The organism is Streptomyces sp. NPDC001594 (genome assembly GCF_042893675.1).
Classification (GTDB): Bacteria; Actinomycetota; Actinomycetes; order Streptomycetales; family Streptomycetaceae; genus Streptomyces.
This window is the reverse complement of record NZ_JBIAVB010000002.1, coordinates 412,516-433,713: the sequence shown is the minus strand read 5'-3', so window position 1 is coordinate 433,713 and position 21,198 is coordinate 412,516. Positions and strand designations below refer to the sequence as shown.

At 72.2% G+C, this 21,198-nt stretch carries 22 protein-coding genes and 1 tRNA gene; 9 read left to right on the top strand and 14 right to left on the bottom strand.

Annotated features, from left to right (window positions below):
- Nucleotides 1–46: 46 nt before the first annotated feature.
- Nucleotides 47–520 (bottom strand): RidA family protein, encoded by a 474-nt coding sequence (locus ACFY0O_RS05585; RefSeq protein WP_358897652.1) that lies wholly within the window; start codon nucleotides 518–520, stop codon nucleotides 47–49.
- Nucleotides 517–678 carry a DUF4177 domain-containing protein gene (locus tag ACFY0O_RS05580; RefSeq protein ID WP_007264966.1) on the bottom strand — a complete coding sequence of 54 codons (162 nt, stop codon included), beginning with the start codon at nucleotides 676–678 and terminating at the stop codon, nucleotides 517–519. Before ACFY0O_RS05580 ends, ACFY0O_RS05585 begins: the two co-directional genes overlap by 4 nt.
- A 46-nt stretch (nucleotides 679–724) precedes the next feature.
- On the opposite strand from ACFY0O_RS05580, the gene ACFY0O_RS05575 reads away from it, so the two are divergent.
- Nucleotides 725–1,711, top strand: a complete 987-nt coding sequence (locus tag ACFY0O_RS05575; RefSeq protein WP_358897650.1) for an ArsA-related P-loop ATPase — start codon at nucleotides 725–727, stop codon at nucleotides 1,709–1,711.
- Complete coding sequence (locus tag ACFY0O_RS05570) at nucleotides 1,708–2,997, top strand: ArsA family ATPase (protein ID WP_388943137.1); 1,290 nt, start codon at nucleotides 1,708–1,710, stop codon at nucleotides 2,995–2,997. The genes ACFY0O_RS05575 and ACFY0O_RS05570 overlap by 4 nt, the downstream gene beginning before the upstream one ends.
- 38 nt (nucleotides 2,998–3,035) lie before the next feature.
- Here the strand turns inward: ACFY0O_RS05570 and ACFY0O_RS05565 are convergent, their stop codons facing one another.
- Nucleotides 3,036–3,386 (bottom strand): WhiB family transcriptional regulator, encoded by a 351-nt coding sequence (locus ACFY0O_RS05565; protein ID WP_052713450.1) that lies wholly within the window; start codon nucleotides 3,384–3,386, stop codon nucleotides 3,036–3,038.
- A gap of 397 nt (nucleotides 3,387–3,783) precedes the next feature.
- Here ACFY0O_RS05565 and ACFY0O_RS05560 point away from each other — a divergent pair, with 397 nt between their 5' ends.
- Nucleotides 3,784–6,108 (top strand): transglycosylase domain-containing protein, encoded by a 2,325-nt coding sequence (locus tag ACFY0O_RS05560; protein WP_388943134.1) that lies wholly within the window; start codon nucleotides 3,784–3,786, stop codon nucleotides 6,106–6,108.
- Nucleotides 6,109–6,172: 64 nt separating this feature from the next.
- Here ACFY0O_RS05560 and ACFY0O_RS05555 read toward each other — a convergent pair whose 3' ends face one another.
- The gene (locus ACFY0O_RS05555; RefSeq protein WP_358897644.1) at nucleotides 6,173–6,634 is read right to left on the bottom strand and encodes a GatB/YqeY domain-containing protein; all 462 of its coding nucleotides are present in this window, start codon (nucleotides 6,632–6,634) and stop codon (nucleotides 6,173–6,175) included.
- 68 nt (nucleotides 6,635–6,702) lie between these two features.
- Between ACFY0O_RS05555 and ACFY0O_RS05550 the strand changes: the two genes are divergently transcribed.
- Both ACFY0O_RS05550 and ACFY0O_RS05545 read left to right on the top strand, forming a co-directional pair.
- Nucleotides 6,703–7,641, top strand: a complete 939-nt coding sequence (locus tag ACFY0O_RS05550; RefSeq protein ID WP_388943130.1) for a metallophosphoesterase — start codon at nucleotides 6,703–6,705, stop codon at nucleotides 7,639–7,641.
- Nucleotides 7,642–7,750: 109 nt separating this feature from the next.
- Nucleotides 7,751–7,824: transfer RNA gene (locus tag ACFY0O_RS05545), tRNA-Pro, on the top strand.
- A gap of 131 nt (nucleotides 7,825–7,955) precedes the next feature.
- Here ACFY0O_RS05545 and ACFY0O_RS05540 read toward each other — a convergent pair.
- Nucleotides 7,956–8,186, bottom strand: coding sequence for a hypothetical protein (locus ACFY0O_RS05540; RefSeq protein ID WP_388943127.1), 231 nt, complete (start codon nucleotides 8,184–8,186; stop codon nucleotides 7,956–7,958).
- A gap of 309 nt (nucleotides 8,187–8,495) precedes the next feature.
- On the opposite strand from ACFY0O_RS05540, the gene ACFY0O_RS05535 reads away from it, so the two are divergent.
- Both ACFY0O_RS05535 and ACFY0O_RS05530 read left to right on the top strand, forming a co-directional pair.
- Nucleotides 8,496–9,020, top strand: coding sequence for a potassium channel family protein (locus ACFY0O_RS05535; protein WP_388943124.1), 525 nt, complete (start codon nucleotides 8,496–8,498; stop codon nucleotides 9,018–9,020).
- Nucleotides 9,017–10,348 carry a chloride channel protein gene (locus ACFY0O_RS05530; protein ID WP_388943122.1) on the top strand — a complete coding sequence of 444 codons (1,332 nt, stop codon included), beginning with the start codon at nucleotides 9,017–9,019 and terminating at the stop codon, nucleotides 10,346–10,348. The genes ACFY0O_RS05535 and ACFY0O_RS05530 overlap by 4 nt, the downstream gene beginning before the upstream one ends.
- Before the next feature lie 75 nt (nucleotides 10,349–10,423).
- Here ACFY0O_RS05530 and ACFY0O_RS05525 read toward each other — a convergent pair whose 3' ends face one another.
- From ACFY0O_RS05525 to ACFY0O_RS05515, 3 genes are all read right to left on the bottom strand, one after another.
- Nucleotides 10,424–11,017, bottom strand: coding sequence for an HD domain-containing protein (locus ACFY0O_RS05525; RefSeq protein WP_388943119.1), 594 nt, complete (start codon nucleotides 11,015–11,017; stop codon nucleotides 10,424–10,426).
- Nucleotides 11,018–11,027: 10 nt separating this feature from the next.
- Nucleotides 11,028–12,329 carry a cytosine deaminase gene (gene codA / locus ACFY0O_RS05520; protein ID WP_388943116.1) on the bottom strand — a complete coding sequence of 434 codons (1,302 nt, stop codon included), beginning with the start codon at nucleotides 12,327–12,329 and terminating at the stop codon, nucleotides 11,028–11,030.
- 79 nt (nucleotides 12,330–12,408) lie between these two features.
- Nucleotides 12,409–12,576 (bottom strand): hypothetical protein, encoded by a 168-nt coding sequence (locus ACFY0O_RS05515; protein ID WP_388943114.1) that lies wholly within the window; start codon nucleotides 12,574–12,576, stop codon nucleotides 12,409–12,411.
- 100 nt (nucleotides 12,577–12,676) lie between these two features.
- Here ACFY0O_RS05515 and ACFY0O_RS05510 point away from each other — a divergent pair, with 100 nt between their 5' ends.
- Nucleotides 12,677–14,503 carry a prolyl oligopeptidase family serine peptidase gene (locus ACFY0O_RS05510; RefSeq protein WP_388943111.1) on the top strand — a complete coding sequence of 609 codons (1,827 nt, stop codon included), beginning with the start codon at nucleotides 12,677–12,679 and terminating at the stop codon, nucleotides 14,501–14,503.
- Nucleotides 14,504–14,546: 43 nt separating this feature from the next.
- Nucleotides 14,547–15,398, top strand: coding sequence for an SURF1 family protein (locus tag ACFY0O_RS05505; RefSeq protein WP_388943108.1), 852 nt, complete (start codon nucleotides 14,547–14,549; stop codon nucleotides 15,396–15,398).
- Here the strand turns inward: ACFY0O_RS05505 and ACFY0O_RS05500 are convergent.
- From ACFY0O_RS05500 to recR, 6 genes are all read right to left on the bottom strand, one after another.
- Nucleotides 15,376–16,521: a hypothetical protein gene (locus ACFY0O_RS05500; protein WP_388943106.1), complete on the bottom strand. Its 1,146-nt coding sequence runs from the start codon at nucleotides 16,519–16,521 to the stop codon at nucleotides 15,376–15,378. The two genes, ACFY0O_RS05505 and ACFY0O_RS05500, sit on opposite strands and share 23 nt — an antisense overlap.
- A complete protein-coding gene (locus tag ACFY0O_RS05495) occupies nucleotides 16,518–17,237 on the bottom strand; it encodes a SigE family RNA polymerase sigma factor (protein ID WP_388943103.1) in 720 nt (239 codons plus the stop codon). Before ACFY0O_RS05495 ends, ACFY0O_RS05500 begins: the two co-directional genes overlap by 4 nt.
- A 256-nt stretch (nucleotides 17,238–17,493) precedes the next feature.
- Nucleotides 17,494–18,582, bottom strand: coding sequence for an aspartate-semialdehyde dehydrogenase (locus tag ACFY0O_RS05490; RefSeq protein WP_388943100.1), 1,089 nt, complete (start codon nucleotides 18,580–18,582; stop codon nucleotides 17,494–17,496).
- Nucleotides 18,579–19,859 carry an aspartate kinase gene (locus ACFY0O_RS05485; protein WP_358897607.1) on the bottom strand — a complete coding sequence of 427 codons (1,281 nt, stop codon included), beginning with the start codon at nucleotides 19,857–19,859 and terminating at the stop codon, nucleotides 18,579–18,581. Before ACFY0O_RS05485 ends, ACFY0O_RS05490 begins: the two co-directional genes overlap by 4 nt.
- A gap of 89 nt (nucleotides 19,860–19,948) precedes the next feature.
- Nucleotides 19,949–20,596, bottom strand: coding sequence for a DUF5063 domain-containing protein (locus ACFY0O_RS05480; protein ID WP_388943097.1), 648 nt, complete (start codon nucleotides 20,594–20,596; stop codon nucleotides 19,949–19,951).
- Nucleotides 20,589–21,188: a recombination mediator RecR gene (gene recR, locus ACFY0O_RS05475; RefSeq protein WP_388943094.1), complete on the bottom strand. Its 600-nt coding sequence runs from the start codon at nucleotides 21,186–21,188 to the stop codon at nucleotides 20,589–20,591. The genes ACFY0O_RS05480 and recR overlap by 8 nt, the downstream gene beginning before the upstream one ends.
- Nucleotides 21,189–21,198 lie beyond the last annotated feature (10 nt).

Below are 21,198 nucleotides of genomic sequence, written 5' to 3'. Positions count from 1 at the left end.
GGGTGCACCGGGCGGGACCGGATCCTCCAGCCCCGCCGGCGGTGGGTCAGGCGTCCGGGGTGAGTTCCACCTGGATCTCGATCTCGACCGGGGCGTCCAGCGGGAGGACCGCCACGCCGACGGCGCTGCGGGCGTGCACGCCCTTCTCGCCGAGGACCTCGCCCAGCAGCTCGCTCGCGCCGTTGAGCACGCCCGGCTGCCCGGTGAAGTCGGGGGCCGAGGCGACGAAGCCGACGACCTTCACCACGCGGGCGACCCGGTCCAGGTCACCGGCGACGGACTTCACGGCGGCCAGCGCGTTCAGCGCGCACGTCGCCGCCAGCTCCTTGGCCTGCTCCGGCGAGACCTCCGCGCCGACCTTGCCGGTCAGCGGGAGCTTGCCCTGCACCATCGGGAGCTGCCCCGCGGTGTACACGTACGCGCCCGAGCGCACCGCCGGCTGGTACGTGGCCAGCGGCGGGACGACCTCGGGAAGTGTCAGGCCGAGCTCGGCGAGCCGGGCCTCGACGGCGCCGCTCATGCCTTCTCCCGCTTGAGGTAGGCCACGAGCTGCTCGGGGTTGTTCGGGCCGGGCACGACCTGGACGAGCTCCCAGCCGTCCTCGCCCCAGGTGTCCAGGATCTGCTTGGTGGCGTGGACCAGCAGGGGGACCGTCGCGTATTCGAACTTCTTGGTCATGGGGGCGAGCGTAACGCCTGAGCGGGAGTGGTTAGGCTCGGAGGTTGTGAGCAGGCTCCAGGTGGTCAGCGGCAAGGGCGGCACCGGCAAGACCACGGTCGCCGCCGCACTCGCGCTGGCCCTCGCGCGCGAGGGCAGGCGGACTCTACTCGTGGAGGTCGAGGGCAGGCAGGGCATCGCACAGCTATTCGGCACGGAAGCGCTCCCCTACGAGGAGCGGAAGATCGCCGTCGCCCCGGGCGGGGGCGGCGGAGAGGTGTACGCGCTCGCCATCGACGCGGAACGGGCGCTGCTGGACTACCTCCAGATGTTCTACAAGCTCGGCTCGGCCGGACGCGCCCTGAAGAAGCTGGGGGCCATCGACTTCGCGACGACCATCGCGCCCGGCCTGCGGGACGTCCTGCTGACCGGCAAGGCGTGCGAGGCGGTGCGCCGCAAGGACAAGTCCGGGCGGTTCGTCTACGACCACGTGATCATGGACGCCCCGCCGACCGGGCGGATCACCCGCTTCCTGAACGTCAACGACGAGGTGGCCGGGCTGGCCCGGTTCGGGCCGATCCACAACCAGGCGCAGGCCGTCATGAAGGTGCTCAAGTCCCCGGACACCGCCGTGCACCTGGTGACCCTGCTGGAGGAGATGCCCGTCCAGGAGACCTCCGACGGCATCGACGAACTGCGCGCGGCCGGACTTCCGTTCGGGCGGGTCATCGTCAACATGGTGCGCCCGCACCACCTGGACGAGGACACCCTGCGCACGGCCGCCGAGGGCCGCCGCCCCGAGATCGCCAGGGCCCTGTCCCGGGCGGGTCTGGGCGGGGCCCGGCGGGGCGGGCTGGCCGAGCGGCTGGTGGAGCCGCTGCTGGCACAGGCCGCCGAGCACGCGAGCCGCGTCGAGCTGGAGCGGGAGCAGCGCGCGGTGCTGGCGGGGCTGGACGTGCCGACGTACGAACTCCCCCTGCTGGGCTCGGGGATGGAGCTGGCCGGGCTGTACGAGCTGGCGACGGAGCTGCGCAAGCAGGCGGACGCGCGATGAGCGGGGACGGGAGCACCATGGGGCTGGACACGCCGCAGCAACTGGCGGTCGACGCGCTGCTGGACGACCCGAAGACCCGGATCGTCGTGTGCTGCGGCGCCGGCGGGGTCGGCAAGACCACGACGGCCGCGGCGCTGGGCGTACGGGCGGCCGAACGGGGGCGCAAGGTGGTGGTGCTGACCATCGACCCGGCCCGGCGGCTGGCGCAGTCGATGGGCATCGACTCGCTGGACAACACCCCGCGCCGGGTCGAGGGGGTGGGCGGCGACGGCGGTGAACTGCACGCCATGATGCTGGACATGAAGCGGACCTTCGACGAGATCGTCGAGGCGCACGCGGACCGCGAGCGGGCGCGGGCCATCCTGGCGAACCCCTTCTACCAGTCCCTGTCGGCCGGCTTCGCGGGCACGCAGGAGTACATGGCGATGGAGAAGCTGGGCCAGCTGCGGTCGAAGGACGACTGGGACCTGATCGTCGTGGACACCCCGCCGAGCCGGTCCGCGCTGGACTTCCTCGACGCGCCGAAGCGGCTGGGGTCGTTCCTGGACGGGAAGTTCATCCGGGTGCTGATGGCGCCGGCGAAGGTCGGCGGGCGGGCCGGGATGAAGTTCCTGAACGTCGGCATGTCGATGATGACCGGCACGCTGAGCAAGCTGATGGGGGCCTCGCTGCTGAAGGACGTGCAGACGTTCGTGGCGGCGATGGACACGATGTTCGGCGGCTTCCGCACCCGCGCCGACGCGACGTTCCGTCTGCTCCAGGCGCCGGGCACGGCTTTCCTCGTGGTCGCGGCGCCCGAACCGGACGCCCTGCGCGAGGCGGCGTACTTCGTGGAGCGGCTGGCCGCGGAGAGCATGCCGCTGGCGGGTCTGGTGCTGAACCGGGTGCACGGGAGCGACGCGCGGCAGCTGTCCGCGGAGCGGGCGCTGGCGGCCGCAGAGAATCTTGAAGAAGGCGGCATTGTCGATCAGGAGCCCGGGAAAGCTGGACTTCGTGACGCCGCCGACGACGGCTCCCCCGCCGTGGACGACAGCACCGCCGAGAGTGGCACGGAGGGCACGGACAGCCCCGGTGAAGACGACGCGATCACCGCGGGGCTGCTGCGCCTGCACGCCGAACGCATGCAGGTGATCGCGCGGGAACAGCGCACGCGCGATCGCTTCACCTCGCTGCATCCCGAGGTGGCGGTGGCCGAAGTGGCCGCCCTGCCCGGCGATGTGCACGACCTCGCCGGGCTGCGGGCCATCGGAGAGCGACTCGCGGCCGGGGTTCCGGCCGGAGCTTGACCAGGGGTACGAGTGGTGCCTGCGCGGTGTCCGGGTGGCTACCCGGCCGCCGCGTAGGTCTCGTACGCCACGTCGATCTCCGCGCCGACATCCACGGTGAGGATGCCGGTACTGCGCTCGTACTCCGTGCGAGCGGTTTCGAGCAGCCGTCGCCACGAGGTGACGGTGGGACGCCGGCGCAGCAGCGCACGCCGTTCCCGCTCGGTCATTCCGCCCCACACTCCGAACTCGACACGATTGTCGAGCGCGTCGGCCAGGCACTCGGTCCGCACCGGGCATCCGGTGCACACCGCCTTGGCCCTGTTCTGTGCCGCTCCTTGAACGAACAGTTCATCCGGATCGGTAGTGCGGCAGGCTGCCTGCGCACTCCAGTCGGTTACCCAGCCCATCCCGGTGCCGTCCTCTCCCGAATCGAGGCTCCCCCACGGCGGTAGCGGCATATTCACCGCTGCCAGTTGAGGACGTTACGGAAGGCGAGGACGCCGCAACACCCCCGACGGGCCCAATCTTGAATGGTCCGAACGGACTATGGGTAAGCGGCAGATCACCCGACGGAGTGATCCGGCGACATGCCCGGCCATTCCGGCGATTCGGGTGAAATCAGGGAAGCGCCGGTGAGCGGCCGTCAGAGCGAAGGGCGAGATTCGGACATGCGTCCACCCCATTCGGGAAGGGTGAAAATCAAGCCGAAGGGTTGATGTCGCACCACACTCCTGTGACAGTTGGGGACAGCTTAGGCCAAGGCATTCGCATGTGTCCGGCGAATGAGAACGTAGGCTGCCCTCCATGGGAAAGAAGCGCTCTGGCGCAGGGCTCACGGGGCCGCAGCAGGCCACCAGGTTCCTCGGTTTGTCGGTTCTCTCCGGAGTCGTTCTCGCCGGCATCGCGATCCCGGGCGCCGGTGCGCTGGGCCTCGCCGCCAAGGGCACCGTCGAGGGCTTCGATGAGATCCCGGCCAATCTCAAGACGCCTCCGCTGAGCCAGCGCACCACCATTCTGGACGCCGAGGGTGGCCTGATCGCCACGGTGTATTCGAGGGACCGGCAGGTGGTCCCGCTCACGGCCATCTCGCCGTACATGCAGAAGGCGATCGTCGCGATCGAGGACTCGCGTTTCTACGAGCACGGCGCCGTCGACCTCAAGGGCATCCTGCGCGCGGTCAACCGCAACGCGCAGGAGGGCGGCGCCGCGCAGGGCGCCTCCACGCTGACGCAGCAGTACGTGAAGAACGTCTTCGTCGAGGAGGCCGGCGACGACCCGGCCAAGGTCGCCGAGGCGCAGCAGAAGAGCCTGGGCCGAAAGATCCGCGAGCTGAAGTACTCGATCCAGGTCGAGGAGGAGCTCGGGAAGAAGAAGATCCTCGAGAACTACCTCAACATCACCTACTTCGGGCAGGCGGCCTACGGCATCGAGTCCGCGGCGCAGCGGTACTTCAGCAAGCCGGCCAAGGACCTGACCCTGGACGAGTCGGCCCTGCTGGCCGGCGTCGTCCAGTCGCCGAGCCGGTTCGACCCGGTGAACGACGCCCAGGAGGCGATGAAGCGCCGCAACGTCGTCCTCCAGCGGATGGCCGACGTGAAGGACATCTCGCAGGCCGAGGCGGACGAGGCGAAGAAGCTGCCGGTCACCCTGAAGGTGACCCGCCCGAAGAACGGCTGCATCACCGCCGTCAAGGGCGCCGGGTTCTTCTGCGACTACGTGCGCAACACCTTCCTGTCGGACCCGGTCTTCGGCAAGACCCGCGAGGAGCGGGCGAAGGTCTGGAACCAGGGCGGCCTGACGGTCCGCACCACCCTGGACCCGCAGTCGCAGGACGCCGCGAACAACTCGATCCGCGACCACGTCAACCAGGACGACTCGATCGCCACGGCCGTGACCATGGTCCAGCCGGGCACGGGCCGGATCCTGGCGATGGGCCAGTCCAAGCCGTACGGCTTCGGGAAGAACGAGACGCAGATCAACTACTCCGTCGACAAGCGGATGGGAGGCTCCAACTTCGGCTTCCAGGTCGGTTCCACGTTCAAGCCCTTCATCGCGGCCGCGGCCATAGAGAAGGGCATGGAGCCGACGAAGGTCTACTCGGCCCCGAACAAGATGGACTACCCGAGCCCGGTCTCCCGGTGCGAGGGCACGCCGCCGTGGCAGAACCTGCCGCTGGACGGCGGGAAGCTGCAGACCGCCCAGAACGAGACGGCGGACGAGGTCGGTCCGTACGCGCTGAAGACGGCGATGGAGAAGTCCATCAACACCTACTTCGTGCAGATGATCTCCGACATCGGGCTCTGCCCGGTGACGGAGATGACGCAGAAGCTCGGCGTGGTCCCGGCCAGCGGGGTGAAGCTGCCCGAGGAGCCGTCCATCGCCCTCGGCTCCGCCGAGATGTCCCCGCTGACGATGGCCAACGCGTACGCCGCCTTCGCCAACCGGGGCGTCTACTGCACCCCGATCGCCCTGGAGTCGATCACCGACGCCCACGGCAAGGCGCTCGCGGTGCCCAAGAGCAAGTGCGACCGGGCCATGTCCCAGGACACCGCCGACACGATCAACAACCTGCTGCGCGGTGTGGTCGACTCCGGCACCGGTGAGAAGGCGGGCCTGACCGACCGCGACAACGCGGGCAAGACCGGTACCACCGACGGCCGCTACAACGCCTGGTTCGTGGGCTACACCCCGAACATGTCCGGCGCGGTGTGGGTCGGCTCGGGCGGCGCGAAGAAGATCACGATGGAGGACATCACCATCGGCGGGCAGTACTACCCGAAGGTCTTCGGCGGCGGCCTGCCCGGCCCGATCTGGAAGGACGCGGTCTCGGGCGCCCTGTCCGGCCGCGAGGCACCGCCCTTCGCGAACGTCCACGTCCCGGAGCCCTCGGTCGGGGGCGGCGGGACCGGCGGCGGTGGCGGTGGCGGGGCCGGCGGCGGCCGGGGCAACACCCCGAACCAGCCGACGACCCCGCGCAAGCCCGGGAAGCCCGGGAAGCCGGGCGGTGACGGCAAGCCCGGCGACAGCCGGCCCGGCGGCGGCACCGGCACCCCGGCGGACCCGCCGGTCAACCCGATCCCCGGCCTCCCGACGGACCCGGGCCTGATCGGCGGCAACGAAACCCAGTAGCACGCACGCGGGAGGGCCCCGGCCGGATCATCCGGCCGGGGCCCTCTTCTACTTCTACTCCGCCTTACGAAAGCTGCTTCTTGACGGCGGCGGCGACGCGGCCGCCCTCCGCCAGACCCGCCACCTTCGGGTTCACGATCTTCATGACGGCGCCCATGGCCCGCGGCCCCTCGGCACCGCCCGCCTTGGCCTCCTCGACCGCCTGCGCCACGATCGCGGCGAGCTCGTCGTCGCTGAGCTGCTTGGGCAGGTAGGCGTCGAGGAACTCGCCCTCCGCCGTCTCGCGCGCGGCCTGCTCGTCGCGGCCGCCCTGGGCGAAGGCCTCCGCGGCCTCACGGCGCTTCTTCGCCTCCTTCGCGATCACCTTGAGGACCTCGTCGTCGGAGAGCACGCGTGCCTCCTTGCCCGCGACCTCCTCCTTGGTGATGGCGGCGAGGGTCAGGCGCAGGGTGGACGAACCGAGTTCGTCGCGCGCCTTGATGGCGGTGGTGAGGTCTTCCTGGAGCTTGGCCTTGAGCGTGGTCATGCCCTTGAGTCTGCCAGGTGCGGGGGCTGCGGCGCCCATCGGTTTTCCGCGTCTGCGACGATGGGGCCATGCGCGCGCGTTACGGAGTACCCCTGAAGGTCACCGCCGGAATCGCTGCGGTGGGGGCCGCGGGAGTGGCCTACGCCGCCGGGTTCGAGGCCCGCTCCTTCCGGCTGCGCCGGGTCACCGTTCCGGTGCTCCCCGCCGGGGCCCGCCCGCTGCGCGTCCTGCAGGTGTCGGACATCCACATGGTCGGCGGGCAGCGCAAGAAGCGCGCCTGGCTCCAGTCCCTCGCCGGCCTGCGCCCCGATTTCGTCGTCAACACCGGCGACAACCTCTCCGACACCGAGGGCGTGCCGGAGCTCCTCGACGCGCTCGGCCCGCTGATGGAGTTCCCGGGCGTGTACGTGTTCGGCTCCAACGACTACTACGGGCCGCGGCTGCGCAACCCGGGCCGCTACCTGATCGAGAAGGCCCAGGGCCGGCACGGCCTGAACGGCAACAAGCCGGTGGTCGGCGCCGTCCACAACCCGTGGGAGGGCATGCGGGACGCCTTCGACGCGGCGGGCTGGCTGAACCTGACCAACACCCGGGGGCGGCTGAAGCTGGGCGGCATGGAGCTGGCCTTCACCGGCCTGGACGACCCGCACATCAAGCGCGACCGCTACGAGCGGGTCGCGGGGGGCCCGGAGGCGGACGCGGACTTCTCGATCGCCGTGGTGCACGCCCCGTACCTGCGCGTGCTGGAGTCCTTCACCGCCGACCGCTACCCGCTGATCCTGGCCGGGCACACGCACGGCGGCCAGCTGTGCGTCCCCTTCTACGGGGCCCTGGTCACCAACTGCGACCTCGACACGAAGCGGGTGAAGGGCCTGTCGACGTACGAGACCGGGGGCGAGCGCTCCTACCTCCACGTCTCGGCGGGCTGCGGCACCAACCGCTTCACCCCGGTCCGCTTCGCCTGCCCCCCGGAAGCCACCCTCCTGACCCTCACCCCGAAGGCCTAGAACCCGGGCGGGACCCCGGCGGGCACCCCGCGAAAACCGGATTTCGTCTCCGGCGCCGGGTCCGCTAGAGTAATCGATGTCGCCAGGCGGAAACGCCGAGGGTGACGATCGGGGTGTAGCGCAGCTTGGCAGCGCGCTTCGTTCGGGACGAAGAGGTCGTGGGTTCAAATCCCGCCACCCCGACAGAGTAAGAACAGGTCGGCCACCTACCAGTACTGGTAGGTGGCCGACCTGTTTCTGTTGGCCGACTAGGTGTTCCCGCCCAGGGCCAGGCCTTCGCGGACGTGCCGCGGCCGCTCAGCGCCCGGTGGTGGTCACCCCGAAGACGTCCGGCTCCTCGTGCTCCACGCGCGGTAGGCCCATCGGGCGAGTGCCCCGACCGCCAGGGAGACGAGGATCGCGCCCCAGTCGATGACGTGGGGGAGGCCGGGGAAGAACGCGAAGAAGGCGAGGGAGGCGAGGGTCCCGACGGCGAACGCGATGACGCCGACGCGGCCTCGCTTGGCGGCCTGGTGCGGATCTTCCTGGGTGGGCTCGGTGGTCATCGGCTGCTCACTTCGTGATGTGGTGGCACTGGCTGGCCCGGCGGACCCCATTGACGCGGTCTTGTTGTCCGTGTCGGCGTACGTGAAGTCGATGCGCCAGTTGCAGAAGCCCGAGTTGAGGGCTCCGACGAACCCGCAGTCGACGCAGGCGTTCTGCTGGGTGATCGCTGGCCGCCGGCATGGAGCCGATGGCTCCGGGGTGACGCGAGCTACGAGCGGGCCTGCCATGTCCGGGGTCGGCGAGGTGCGGGTGGGGGCGGGGGGTGTTGGAATGCCCGGAGGGGGGTGGGGGTGTGAGGAGGTGTGGGTATGGGTGGTCGGGTTCGGGTCGGGGGTGTGCTGGGGCACCTGCTGCTGGCCGTCGCGACGGTCGGGCTGATCACCTGGCTGTACTACCTGGCTCCGCTCGACTACGGCTTCGGGGCCGTGGCGGTCCTGGCGCTGGCCGGGGGGCTGCTGCTGTTCGGGGGCCTGGTGCTCTGGCAGGTCGGCGCCATCGCCCGTGCGGTGCATCCGCGGTTGCGGGCCCTGGAGGCGATGGCCACCGCCGTGCCGTTGTTCCTGGTCCTGTTCGCGTCCACCTATTTCCTGCTGTCGCGTGACCGGCCGACGTCGTTCTCGGAGCCCCTGACCAGGACCGATGCCCTGTACTTCGCGGTGACGGTGTTCGCGACCGTGGGGTTCGGGGACATCGCGCCGGCCGACGGGACGGCGCGGGCGCTGACCACCGTGCAGATGGTGGCCGACCTGATCGTGGTGGGACTGGTCGCCAAGGTGCTCCTCGGCGCCGTCCAGACCGGGCTGTCCCGGCAGCCCGAAAGGAGCGGGCCATGACCGCGACGCAGGCGGGGGAGGCCGAACTGCTGCGGGGGCTGCTCAAGACGCCTCCGTACCGCAAGACGCTGGCGCTGTGCGCCCTGGTCGGGATCCCGGTGTCGCTGGTGTGCTTCTGGTTCCTGGCCGGGCTGCACGAGTTGCAGCACCTGGTGTGGGAGAGCCTGCCGCGCGGGCTGGGCTGGGACACCGCGCCGTGGTGGTGGCCGTTGCCGTTGCTGCTGGTCGCGGGGGTCGTGGTGGGCTGGGTGGCCGCCCGGCTGCCCGGGGCGGGCGGGCACGTGCCGGCGGCCGGGCTGGCGGTGGGCGGGGCCTCGACCACGGCGCTGCCCGGGGTGGTGCTCGCCGCGGTCGCCAGCCTGCCGCTGGGTGCGGTCCTGGGGCCCGAGGCCCCGCTGATCGCCCTGGGCGGCGGGCTCGCGCTGCTGCTGCGGGACCTGGCGCGTGGCCCGGGGACCCCTCAGGCCAGTGTGCTCATGGGGGTGGCCGGGGCCGCCGCCGCCATCTCGGCGATCTTCGGGAGCCCGCTGATCGCGGCGGTGCTGCTGATCGAGGTGGTGGGGGTGGGCGGGCCCCAGCTGGTCGCCGTCATGCTGCCCGCGCTGCTGTCCAGCGGGCTGGGCGCGCTGGTGTTCACCGGCTTCGGGCGGTGGACCGGGCTGAAGACCGGCGGGCTGTCCGTGAAGATCCCCGAGGCGGTGCCCCGGCTGGACGCGGCGGACGTGGGCTGGGGGCTGCTGCTGGCGGTGGCCGTGGCGGTGCTGCTGCGGCTGACGGTGGCCGCGGGTCAGGGCGTCGCCGCCTTCGTGACCCGGCAGACCGTCGCCCGTACGGCGCTGTGCGCGCTCGGCGCCGGGGTGTGTGCGGCGGTGTACGCCCTGGTCACCGACCGGTCCCCGGCGGAGGTCGCCTCCTCGGGCCAGGCCACGATGGCCTCGCTGGTCGGGAATCCGCACGCCTGGGGAGTGGGCGTGCTGGTGGCGGTGCTGCTGTGCAAGACGGCCGCGTACGCGCTGTGTCTCGGCAGCCTGCGCGGCGGTCCTATCTTCCCGGCCCTGTTCCTGGGGGCCGCGGCCGGGGTGCTCGCGGCGCCGCTGCCGGGCCTGGGCGTGGTGCCGGCCGTGGCGGCGGGGCTGGCCGCGGCCGGCGTCAGCGTGCTGGGGCTGCCGGTCAGCAGCGCGGTGATGGCGCTGCTGCTGATCGGCAGCCCGTCGATGACCCCGGTGGTGATCCTGGCGACGGTCGCCGCGCTGATCACCGCCGAACTGCTGCCGGTGGGCCGCGGACGCCGCCGACCGGCGCGGCCCGCCGCAGCTCAGCGGGCCTGATCCCGGAAACCCGTGCCGGGCACTCTGCGCAACGGGCGCACTGGGCCATCCCTCAACGCGGCAGCAGAGCGGGCGTTACGCGTCCAAGGGGTTGGCCGCGATGCGGGTGGCCGCGCCGCTCGCCACGTAGGCGGCCGCCGCGCAGGCGGGCTTGCGGGCCGCCTGGTCCTCGACGAGGGCGAGGAAGGAGGGGCCGAAGCCGAGGCGGGGGTGGGCGGCCAAGAGGGCGGTGCGGAAGTCCGGGTCGAAGTCGGGGACGCGCAGGCCCGAGACGTCCGCGCTGGTGCCCACCTGGAGGAGGTGGCTCTCGACGTCCTCGGCGGCGGTGACGTCGTCCCGCATGTGCAGCACGATCACCTCCTCCGCCCGCGCCCGGCGGGCCGGATCCCAGCCCAGGCCCGCCGTGAAGACGCGGGCCACGTGGCCGCCGGCCTCCTCGAAGGGCAGGGTGTGGCTGTCGAACGGCGCGGTCAGGCCCAGGTCGTGGAGCAGGGCGCTGACGTAGAACAGCTCGGCGTCATGGGCGAGGCCGTGCTGGCGGGCGTACTCGGCACCGAAGGCGTAGGAGCGGACGGAGTGGTTGAGCAGGGCGGCGTCCGCGTACTCCGAGGCGATCTCAAGGGCCCGGTGGGCCGCGTCGGAGTCTGGTTGGTGAAGGGTCCACGTCATGCACCGCACCTTAGAGGGGCGGGGTGAAGTCCACTTCCGACGGGCCCCGTTGCCCCGGCCACCACAGCCTGGCCGGGGCGGGCGGGTTCTCGGCGAGGACGGTGCCGCGCGCGACCACGTACCTCGGGCGGACCTGGCGGCGGACCGCCTCCCCGGGGGTGGGCGCCGGCAGGAGGACGAAGGAGGCGGGGGCGCCCTCGGCCACCCCGTACTCGTCGGGGCCCAGGCCCAGCACGCGGGCCGCCCGCTCGGTCACCATCGAGAAGGCGAGCGGGATCTCGTCGGCCCCGGTGAGCTGGGCGGCGTACAGGCCGACGAGGGCGGTCTGGAGCGGGTTGGCGGTGCCGAGCGCGTTCCAGGGGTCCATCACGTCGTCGTGGCCGAAGGCCACGTTGACCCCGGCGGCCAGCATTTCCTTGACCTGGGTGAGACCGCGCCGCTTGGGATACGCGTCGAAGCGGCCCTGGAGGTTGAGGTTGGCGAAGGGGTTGGAGACCAGGTTGATGCCCGAACGGGACAGGAGCCGCTGGAGTTTGTAGGCGTAGGCGCCGTTGTAGGAGCCCATGGCGGTGGTGTGGGAGGCGGTGGCCCGCTCGCGCAGTCCCGTGCGCAGCGCGAGGGTGGCCAGCACCTCCACGAAGCGGGACTGTTCGTCGTCGATCTCGTCGCAGTGGGCGTCCAGCCGCAGCCCGTGCTCCTCGGCCAGCGCGAAGGCCGTCCGCAGGGAGGCGATCCCGTCCTCGCGGGTGTCCTCGAAGTGCGGGATCGCGCCGACCACGTCCGCGCCGCGCGCCACGGCCTCGCGCAGCAACGCCTCGCCGTCGGGGAAGGAGACGATCCCCTCCTGCGGGAAGGCCGTGATCTGGAGGGTCATCACCTCCCGTACCCGGTCGCGGACTTCGAGCAGGGCGTCGAGGGCGGTGAGGGAGGGGTCGGTGACATCGCAGTGCGTGCGGACGTGCAGCACGCCCTGGGCCGCTTGCCAGCGCAGCACCTCCGTGGCCCGCGTGATCACGTCCTCGCGGGTGAGGGTCCGCTTGCGCTCGCTCCAGCAGGCGATGCCCTCCCAGAGGGTGCCGGAGGCGTTCGGGCGCGGCTGCCCGGCGGTCAGGGCGGTGTCCAGGTGGATGTGCGGCTCCACGAAGGGGGCGCTGAGGAGCCCGCCGTGGGCCTCGATGAGCACGCCCGTCGCAGGCGGCTCCTTCTGGTCGTCGTACGGCAGGACGCGCGCGATGCGTCCGTCCTCGGCGACCTCCACGTCGTGGAGGCCCTCCTCGTGCAGCAGCCGGGCACCCCGGACGATCATCCGCATGGCGTCAGGCTAGGGCGGCACGCTCCATGTTTCACGTGAAACACGGAGCGTGACCGAAGGCCGCGACCGGTGTCGCGGCTCAGCCGCGCTTGGCCTGGGCCTTCTGGTGCATGCCCCGCGTCTTCGCCGAGAGGGACTGGGCGTCCCTGCCCGCAGCCTTGGCCCGCGCCTCGGCCGCCGTGTTCTTCGCCATCGCCTGCTCGGAGTCCTGATGGCTGTGGTGACCGGTACGAGCCTTCTTGGTCATGATCAACACCCTCTCGGGAAGCGTTCGGTTCACGCCCTCCACGATGCGCCCGTTCGGAGCAGTCGGCACCCCGGCGGCCCGTCGGGCCAGAATGGGACGCATGACCAGCAGCGACAGCGATCTGACCCCCGCTTCCGAGATGCCAGACTGGGAGAAGAGGTTCCGGGCCCCGCGCGTGGGGCTCCCCGAATGGGCCGAGGACGCCCCGGACCGCTCGCTCTTCGTCTCGAACGCCACCGGGACCTATGAGCTCTACGCCTGGGACCGTGCCACCGGCACGCAGCGCCAGGCCACCGACCGCCCCAACGGCACCACCGACGGCACCCTCTCCCCCGACGGGGAATGGATCTGGTGGTTCTGCGACACCGACGGCGACGAGTTCGGCACCTGGGTCCGCCAGCCCTTCGCGGGCGGCCCCGACGAGCCCGCCACCCCCGGCCTGGACCCCTCCTACCCCGCCGGACTGGCCATCGGCCGCGACGGGACGGCGGTCGTGGGGCGGTCCACCGACGAGGAGGGCTCCACGATCCACGTCGTCCGCCCCGACGGCAGCGCCCCGGTCGTGATCTACCGGCACCGCGAGTCGGCGGGCGTCGGCGACCTCTCCCGCGACGGCACCCTGGTCGCGATCGAGCACACCGAGCACGGCGACGCGATGCACTCGGCGCTGCGCGTGGTCACCCTGGACGGGACCACCGTCGCGGAACTGGACGACTCGCACGGCGGCACCGAGGAGCTGGGCCTGGAGGTGCTGGGCTTCGCCCCGGTCGAGGGGGACACCCGGCTGCTGGTCGGCCACCAGCGGCGCGGCCGCTGGGAGCCGATGGTATGGGACGTGGCCACCGGCGCCCAGGAGGACCTCGCGATCGACCTCCCGGGCGATGTGAGCGCCGAGTGGTACCCGGACGGGACGGCGCTGCTGGTGGAGCACAGCTTCGAGGCGCGCGACGAGCTGTGGCGCTACGACCTGGCCGCGCGGGAGCTCGTACGGGTGGACACTCCGCCGGGGTCGCTGTCGGGCGCCACCGCGCGCCCGGACGGCACGGTGGAGTACCAGTGGTCCTCGGCGGCCGAGCCGGCCTCCGTACGGTCCACCGCGGGCGGGGTGGTGCTGGACCCGCCCGGTTTCCGGCCGCCCGGCTCGGTGCCGGTGGAGGACGTGTGGGTGGAGGGCCCGGGCGGGCGGATCCACGCGCTGGCGCAGCGGCCGCAGGGGCACGGCGAGGGCCCCTTCCCGACGGTCTTCGAGGTCCACGGGGGCCCGACCTGGCACGACTCCGACTCGTTCGCGGCGGCCCCGGCGGCCTGGCTGGACCACGGGTTCGCGGTGGTCCGGGTCAACTACCGCGGCTCGACCGGGTACGGCCGCGAGTGGACGGACGCCCTCAAGCACCGGGTCGGCCTGATCGAGCTGGAGGACATCTCGGCGGTCCGCGAGTGGGCCGTCTCCTCGGGTCTGGCGGACCCGGCGCGGCTGGTGCTGTCCGGCGGCTCCTGGGGCGGCTACCTGACCCTGCTGGGCATCGGGACGCGCCCCGACGACTGGGCGGTCGGCCTGGCCGCCGTACCGGTGGCGGACTACGTGACGGCGTACCACGACGAGATGGAGGCGCTGAAGTCCCTGGACCGCACCCTCTTCGGGGGCACGCCGGAGGAGGTGCCGGAGCGCTTCGAGGCTTCCTCGCCGCTGACGTACGTGGACGCGGTGAAGGCTCCCGTGTACATCGCGGCGGGCGTGAACGACCCGCGCTGCCCGATCCGGCAGATCGACAACTACGTCGACCGGCTCGCGGCGCGCGGGGCGGTCCACGAGGTGTACCGCTACGACGCGGGACACGGCTCGCTGGTGGTGGAGGAGCGGATCAAGCAGGTCCGGATGGAGCTGGAATTCGTCCTCAAGCACCTGCCGCAGGGGCTGCCGCGCTGACCCGGCCCCGGACCCCCGGTGCACCCCCCGTACCGTTGGTGGGGTGCACCGGTTTCTCCTGACCCCGCGCTGGTGGGGGATCAACGTCTTCGTCGCGCTCGCCATCCCGTTCTGCCTGTTCATGGGGACCTGGCAGCTCGGCCGGTTCGAGGACCGCGTCGGCAGCCACCGGGAGGCGGGCTCCGAGCGGCCCGCCGAGGAGGCGGCCGCGCCGCTGGACTCGCTGCTGCCGGTGGACACGAAGACCTCCGGGCGGCTCGCCTCCGCCTCCGGCGAGTACGGCCAGCAGCTGCTCGTCCCCGAGCGGGACCTCGACGGCAAGAACGGTTTCTACGTCCTGACCCTGCTGCGGACCGACTCCGGCAAGACCGTCCCCGTGGTCCGGGGCTGGCTGCCGGGTACGGCGGACGCGTCGAAGGCCCCGGCCCCGCCGGCGGGCCGGGTCGAGGTGACGGGGGCGCTGCAAGCCTCGGAGAACGCCGGCACGAAGGGCGTGCACGCACAGGGCGGGCTGCCGCCGGGCCAGCTCGGGGTCATCGGGTCGGCCACCCTGGTCAACCTGGTGCAGGACCCGCTGTACGACGCCTGGCTGACGGTGCAGACCCCGTCGGACGGGATGGTGCCCGTCCCGGCTCAGGCGCCGAGCAACACCGGGCTCGACCTGAAGGCCTTCCAGAACCTCGGCTACACCGGCGAGTGGTTCGTCTTCGTCGCCTTCGTGCTGTTCATGTGGTGGCGGCTCTACCGGCGCGAGCTGGAGACCCAGCGCGACGCCGAGGCCGGGCTGCTGCCCGCCGCGAGCCCGGCCGACGCGCCCGCGGCCTCCCCGAAGACGGCCTCCCCGGAGACGGCCTCCTCGAAGACGGCCTCCGCTACGGCGCCGGCTGGGGAATGAGCCCCGTCCGGTAGACCGTGCCGCCGCAGGCCTGCGGGATGGTGGTCTGGGTGACGGGGGCGCCCGTGGCGGTGGCCGGGGCGTGGGAGACCGCCACTCCGGCCGGGTCCGGGTCGGCCGGCCGTTGCGCGCCGCCCGCCGTGTCCCCGGCCGGGACGCCCGCGGTTCCGCCGGCCGGGGTGTCGGCCGCACCGCCGTCGGCCTGGCCCGCCGGGCGCTGCGCCGGGCCGTCCTGCTGCCGGGTCGTGGCCGTGGGGCCGGGGGTGCCGGCCGGGCAGGACTGTGCGGAGGGCACCCAGGCGAAGAGGACCTCGTACGCCTGCTTCGGCTGGAGCACCAAGGCCGGCGCCTCCTCGGAGGGGTCGGGCAGCCGGCTCGCCGGGTCCCCCGCCGTGTGGCCCGTGACCGTCACGCCGCGGGGCTGTGCGGGCGGCGGGCCGTGCGTCAGGGAGGAGGCCGTCACGGTGTCGGGGCCGGTGACCGTACAGCCGCGGCCGGAGACGTTGGTGACCTTGAAGCTGCCGTAGACCTTGCCGTCGGTCTCGGGGGCGCGGGCGCTGCCCGCCACGCCGAGCTGGTCGGCGGTGCATTCGGGGGCCGCTGCGGCCACTCCGGCCGGGGGCTGCGGGCCGTTGCCGAGGGCGGCCGTGGGGAGTCCACTGCCGGAGGGGCCCGCCGACACGCCTCCGGAGGGGGAGCCGCCGGGCTGCGGGGAGGGCCGCTCGCCGGTACCCGCCGTCTGCCCCCGGTCGGCGGGCCGCACCGGCTGGGGCCGCGTCCCGCCGGCGGGTCCGTCGTGGTGCGGGTCGCCGGGGAAGCCTCCCTGGGCCTCGCCGTGGCCCGCCATCGCCGAGTGACCGGCGGCCGCGCCCTCGTCCTCGTCGCCCAGGTGCAGCGCGGCCGGGATCCCGGTGCCGGCCAGGAGCACGGCCACGGCCGCGCCGACGAGGGTCTGCCGTTTGCGGGCCCGGCGGGCGGGCACCGCGTGGCGCAGCCGTTCCAGTGCCCCTTCGGAGGGCTCCAGACCCTGTACGGCCCCGGCGAACAGGCTGCGCAGCACCTGCTCGTCCCCGGCGGTCGGGGCGGCGGGGCCCGGCGGCGGGTTCGTGTGGTCGTCCCTCATGACTGCGCAGCCTCCATCGCCACCCTCAGCGCGGCAATGCCCCGCGATCCGTACGCCTTGACCGAGCCGAGCGATATGCCGAGCGTCTCGGCGACCTGGGCTTCCGTCATGTCCGCGAAGTAGCGCAGCACCAGCACCTCGCGCTGGCGTCGCTGGAGTCCGCGCATGGCCTTGATCAGGTCGTCGCGCTCGAGCTGGTCGTACGCCCCCTCCTCCGCGCTGGCCATGTCCGGCATCGGCTTCGACAGCAGCTTGAGGCCGAGGATGCGGCGGCGCAGCGCCGAGCGCGAGAGGTTCACGACGGTCTGGCGGAGATAGGCCAGGGTCTTGTCGCGGTCGCGCACCCGGTTGCGGGCGGAGTGGACGCGGATGAAGGCCTCCTGGACCACGTCCTCGCAGGAGGCGGTGTCGTCGAGGAGGAGGGCGGCCAGGCCGAGGAGCGAACGGTAGTGGGCCTGGTAGGTCTCGGTGAGGTGGTCGACGGTGGTCCCGGCCACGACCGGCGGCGCGTCGGCGGCGCCCTCGGCGGCGAGGGCGGTCTCGCGGGCGTCGGTACCGGCGGCGGGGCCGTCGGCGACCGCGGTGTCGGCGACGGCGGCCGGCTCGGCGGCGGGGCTCCCGGCCTGGTCGGCGGGGTCCCGGGGCGCGGGCACACGGCCGCCCGGGGCCGCCCCTGCGGGCGGCGCGGCGGGTGCGCCCGCCGGCGGGACGGGCATGATCACAGGAAAGCCGCCGTATGCGCCGGTGCGCCGGCGCGGCGGGAGGATCCCCGAGCGTGCCGGTACGACGGCGAAGTCCAAGAGTGCCTCTGCCACGCCCGTTGGACACGCGTGCCCCCGTGAGGGTTGTACGCGTGAGGCAGAGTATTCAGCAATTTCCCCATTGCCTTCATGCGTACCCGCTCTTCCCGATTGCCCCATTCATCCAGGCGGCAGTCGGGCCATCACCTTGATCAAGGGATCGCCACCGATCCTACAAAGCGAGTTGCGCGAATTCACCCGCGATCAGTTCCGAGATCTGAGCGGCGTTGAGCGCGGCACCTTTGCGCAGATTGTCCGCGCACACGAAGAACTCCAGGGCCCGCGCGTCGTCCAGCGAGCCCCTCAGCCGGCCCACCCAGGCCGGATCCGTCCCGGCCGCGTCGGCCGGCGTCGGCCACTCCCCCGCCGCCGGATCGTCCACGAGGACCACCCCGGGGGCCGCCTCCAGGATCTCCCGGGCGTGCGCCGCGACCACCTCCCGCTCGAAGCGGGCCCGCACGGTCAGGGAATGCCCGGTCACCACGGGAACCTGGACGCAGGTCACGGAGACCGGCAGGGTCTCCAGGCCCAGGATCCGCCGGGTCTCCGCCCGTACGGCCAGCTCGTGCGAGGACCAGCCGTCCGCGCGCAGCTCCCCGGACCACGGCACCACGTTCAGCGCGAGCGGGGCCGCGAACGGCCCGGTGTCCTCGCCCACCGCGCGGCGGACGTCCCCGGGGTGCTCGCCCAGCGGGCTCCCCGCGACCAGCGACAGCTGGCGGCGCAGTGCCTCCGCGCCGGCCCGGCCCGAACGGCTGGCGGCCTGGTACGAGGAGACGGCCAGGTCGGCCAGCCCGTACTCGGCGTGCAGCGCGCCCAGGGCGGCGATCATCGCGGCGGTCACGCAGTCCGGGCCCGCGACGATCCCGCGCGGGCGGTTGCGTACGGCGGGGGCGTTGACCTCGGGCACCACCAGCGGCACCTCGGGGTCCTCCCGGAAGGCCGGGGACTGGTCCACGACCACGGCCCCGCGCGCGGTGACGACGGGAGCCCAGCGCGCCGACACCTCGGCCGGGGTCAGGAAGAGCACGACGTCGCCCTTGCCGAGGCCCTCGAAGGCGTCCTCGGTGAGGGCGAGCACCTCGGTCTCCTGGCCGCGGACGGCCAGCACGCGGCCGGCCGAGCGCGGGGAGGCGATCAGGCGTATGCCGCCCCAGACGTCCGCCCGCTGGGACAGGATCTGGAGCAGGATCGATCCGACCGCCCCGGTCGCCCCGACCACGGCGAGCGCCGGGGCCGGGGCCGACCGGTGCGGACTCATCGTCCGGTGCCTCCGTAGACGACCGCCTCGTCGCTGTCGGAGTCGAGGCCGAAGGCCGTGTGGACGGCGATGACGGCCGCGTTGACGTCGTCCTGGCGGGTCACCACCGAGATGCGGATCTCGGAGGTGGAGATCAGCTCGATGTTGACGCCCGCGTCGGACAGCGCCTGGAAGAAGGAGGCGGTGACGCCCGGGTTGGTCTTCATGCCCGCGCCGACCAGGGAGATCTTGCCGATCTGGTCGTCGTAGCGCAGGGAGTCGAAGCCGATCTGCCCCTTGGCCTTCTCCAGGGCGTCGATGGCCTTGTGGCCCTCGGTCTTGGGGAGGGTGAAGGAGATGTCCGTCAGGCCCGTGGAGGCCGCCGACACGTTCTGGACGATCATGTCGATGTTGATCTCGGCGTCCGCGATGGCGCGGAAGATGGCCGCGGCCTCGCCCGGCTTGTCCGGAACGCCGACGACGGTGATCTTGGCTTCGGAGACGTCGTGGGCGACTCCGGAGATGATGGCGTGCTCCACCTGCTCGTCCCCTTGCGACTCGGGCTTTTCGTTGCTGACCCAGGTACCCGGCAGTCCGGAGAAGGACGAACGGACGTGGATCGGAATGTTGTAGCGGCGCGCGTACTCGACGCAGCGGTGCAGCAGCACCTTGGAGCCGGAGGCGGCGAGCTCCAGCATGTCCTCGGAGGAGATCCAGTCGATCTTCCGGGCCTTCTTCACGACGCGGGGGTCCGCGGTGAAGACGCCGTCGACGTCGGTGTAGATCTCGCAGACCTCGGCGTCCAGCGCCGCGGCCAGCGCCACGGCGGTGGTGTCCGAACCGCCGCGGCCGAGGGTGGTGATGTCCTTGGAGTCCGCGGACACGCCCTGGAAGCCGGCGACGATGGCGATGTTGCCCTCGTCCAGCGCGGTGCGGATACGGCCCGGCGTCACATCGATGATGCGCGCTTTGTTGTGGACCGAGTCGGTGATCACGCCTGCCTGGCTGCCGGTGAACGACTGGGCCTCGTGGCCCAGGTTTTTGATCGCCATGGCCAGCAGGGCCATGGAGATCCGCTCTCCGGCGGTCAGCAGCATGTCGAATTCGCGCCCCGCAGGCATCGGAGATACCTGCTCGGCGAGATCGATCAGCTCGTCCGTCGTGTCGCCCATCGCGGAAACCACGACGACCACCTGGTGGCCGTTCTTCTTGGCATCCACGATCCGCTTGGCGACGCGCTTGATGCCCTCGGCATCGGCTACGGAGGAGCCTCCGTACTTCTGCACGACAAGGCCCACGTGCGCTCCTCGCTCGGTCCGTCTCATTGCGGGTGCAGTCTAACGAGCGGTCGGGATCCGACCGCCTCGTACCACATCATGAGATGGAATTATTTACGGCCGAGACGGCCGAGCTCCTGCTCCATCACCTGTCCGGCCTGCTCCACGAGGTCCTCCTCGGTGAGGTCCTCGTCCGTGTCCAGGCCGTCGAGGGCCGCGAGCGGCTGGTTGAGGCGGACGTGCGAGATCAGCGACTGAAGGGCCCGCAGGGTGGCCGAGGCCGTCGGCCCCCAGTTGGTGAAGTACGAGAACTGCCACCACCACAGCGCCTCGGTGATCCGGCCCGCAGAGTGGTGGATGAGCCCGTGCCGCAGGTCGGCGACCACGTCGGCCAGGTCGTCGGAGATCCGGTGCGCGACCGGGGCCTTGCGCGGCTCGTACGGGTCGAAGACCTCGGAGTAGACGTCGACCGGCTCCAGCATCACGGCGAACCGCTCGCGCAGGTCGTCCACGTCCGGCTCCGGACCCAGGTCGGGCTCGTAGCGCTCCTCGGGCAGGACGTCCTGGTACGCGCCCAGCCGGCCCCCCGCCAGCAGCAGCTGCGACACCTCCAGGAGGAGGAAGGGGACGGCGCTGTCCGGGTCCTCGCCCTTGGCCACCTCGGTGACCGCGACGATGAAGGACTCGATCTGGTCCGCGATCGAGGCGGCGAAGTCGTCCGGATCCTGTCCCAGGGCGTGCAGCGTTGCGTCAGACATCGAGAAGTCGCCTTCCTTCAAAGGCCCGCCCGAGCGTGACCTCGTCCGCGTACTCCAGGTCTCCCCCGACGGGGAGCCCGCTGGCCAGGCGGGTGACCTTCAGGCCCATGGGCTTGATCATGCGGGCGAGGTAGGTGGCGGTCGCCTCGCCCTCCAGGTTCGGGTCGGTCGCGAGGATCAGCTCGGTGACCGTCCCGTCCGCGAGGCGCGCCAGCAGCTCGCGGATGCGCAGGTCGTCGGGGCCGACGCCCTCGATCGGGCTGATCGCGCCGCCCAGGACGTGGTACTTGCCCCGGAACTCGCGGGTCCGCTCGATCGCGACCACGTCCTTCGGCTCCTCGACCACGCAGATGACCGTGGTGTCGCGGCGCGGGTCGCGGCAGATGCCGCACCGCTCCTCCTGCGCCACGTTCCCGCAGACCGCGCAGAACCGGACCTTCTCCTTGACCTCGAGCAGCGCGTGCGCGAGGCGGCGGACGTCGGTGGGCTCGGCCTGCAGGACGTGGAAGGCGATCCGCTGCGCGCTCTTGGGCCCGACGCCGGGCAGCCTGCCCAGCTCGTCGATCAGGTCCTGGACCACGCCTTCGTACAACGGACTGCCT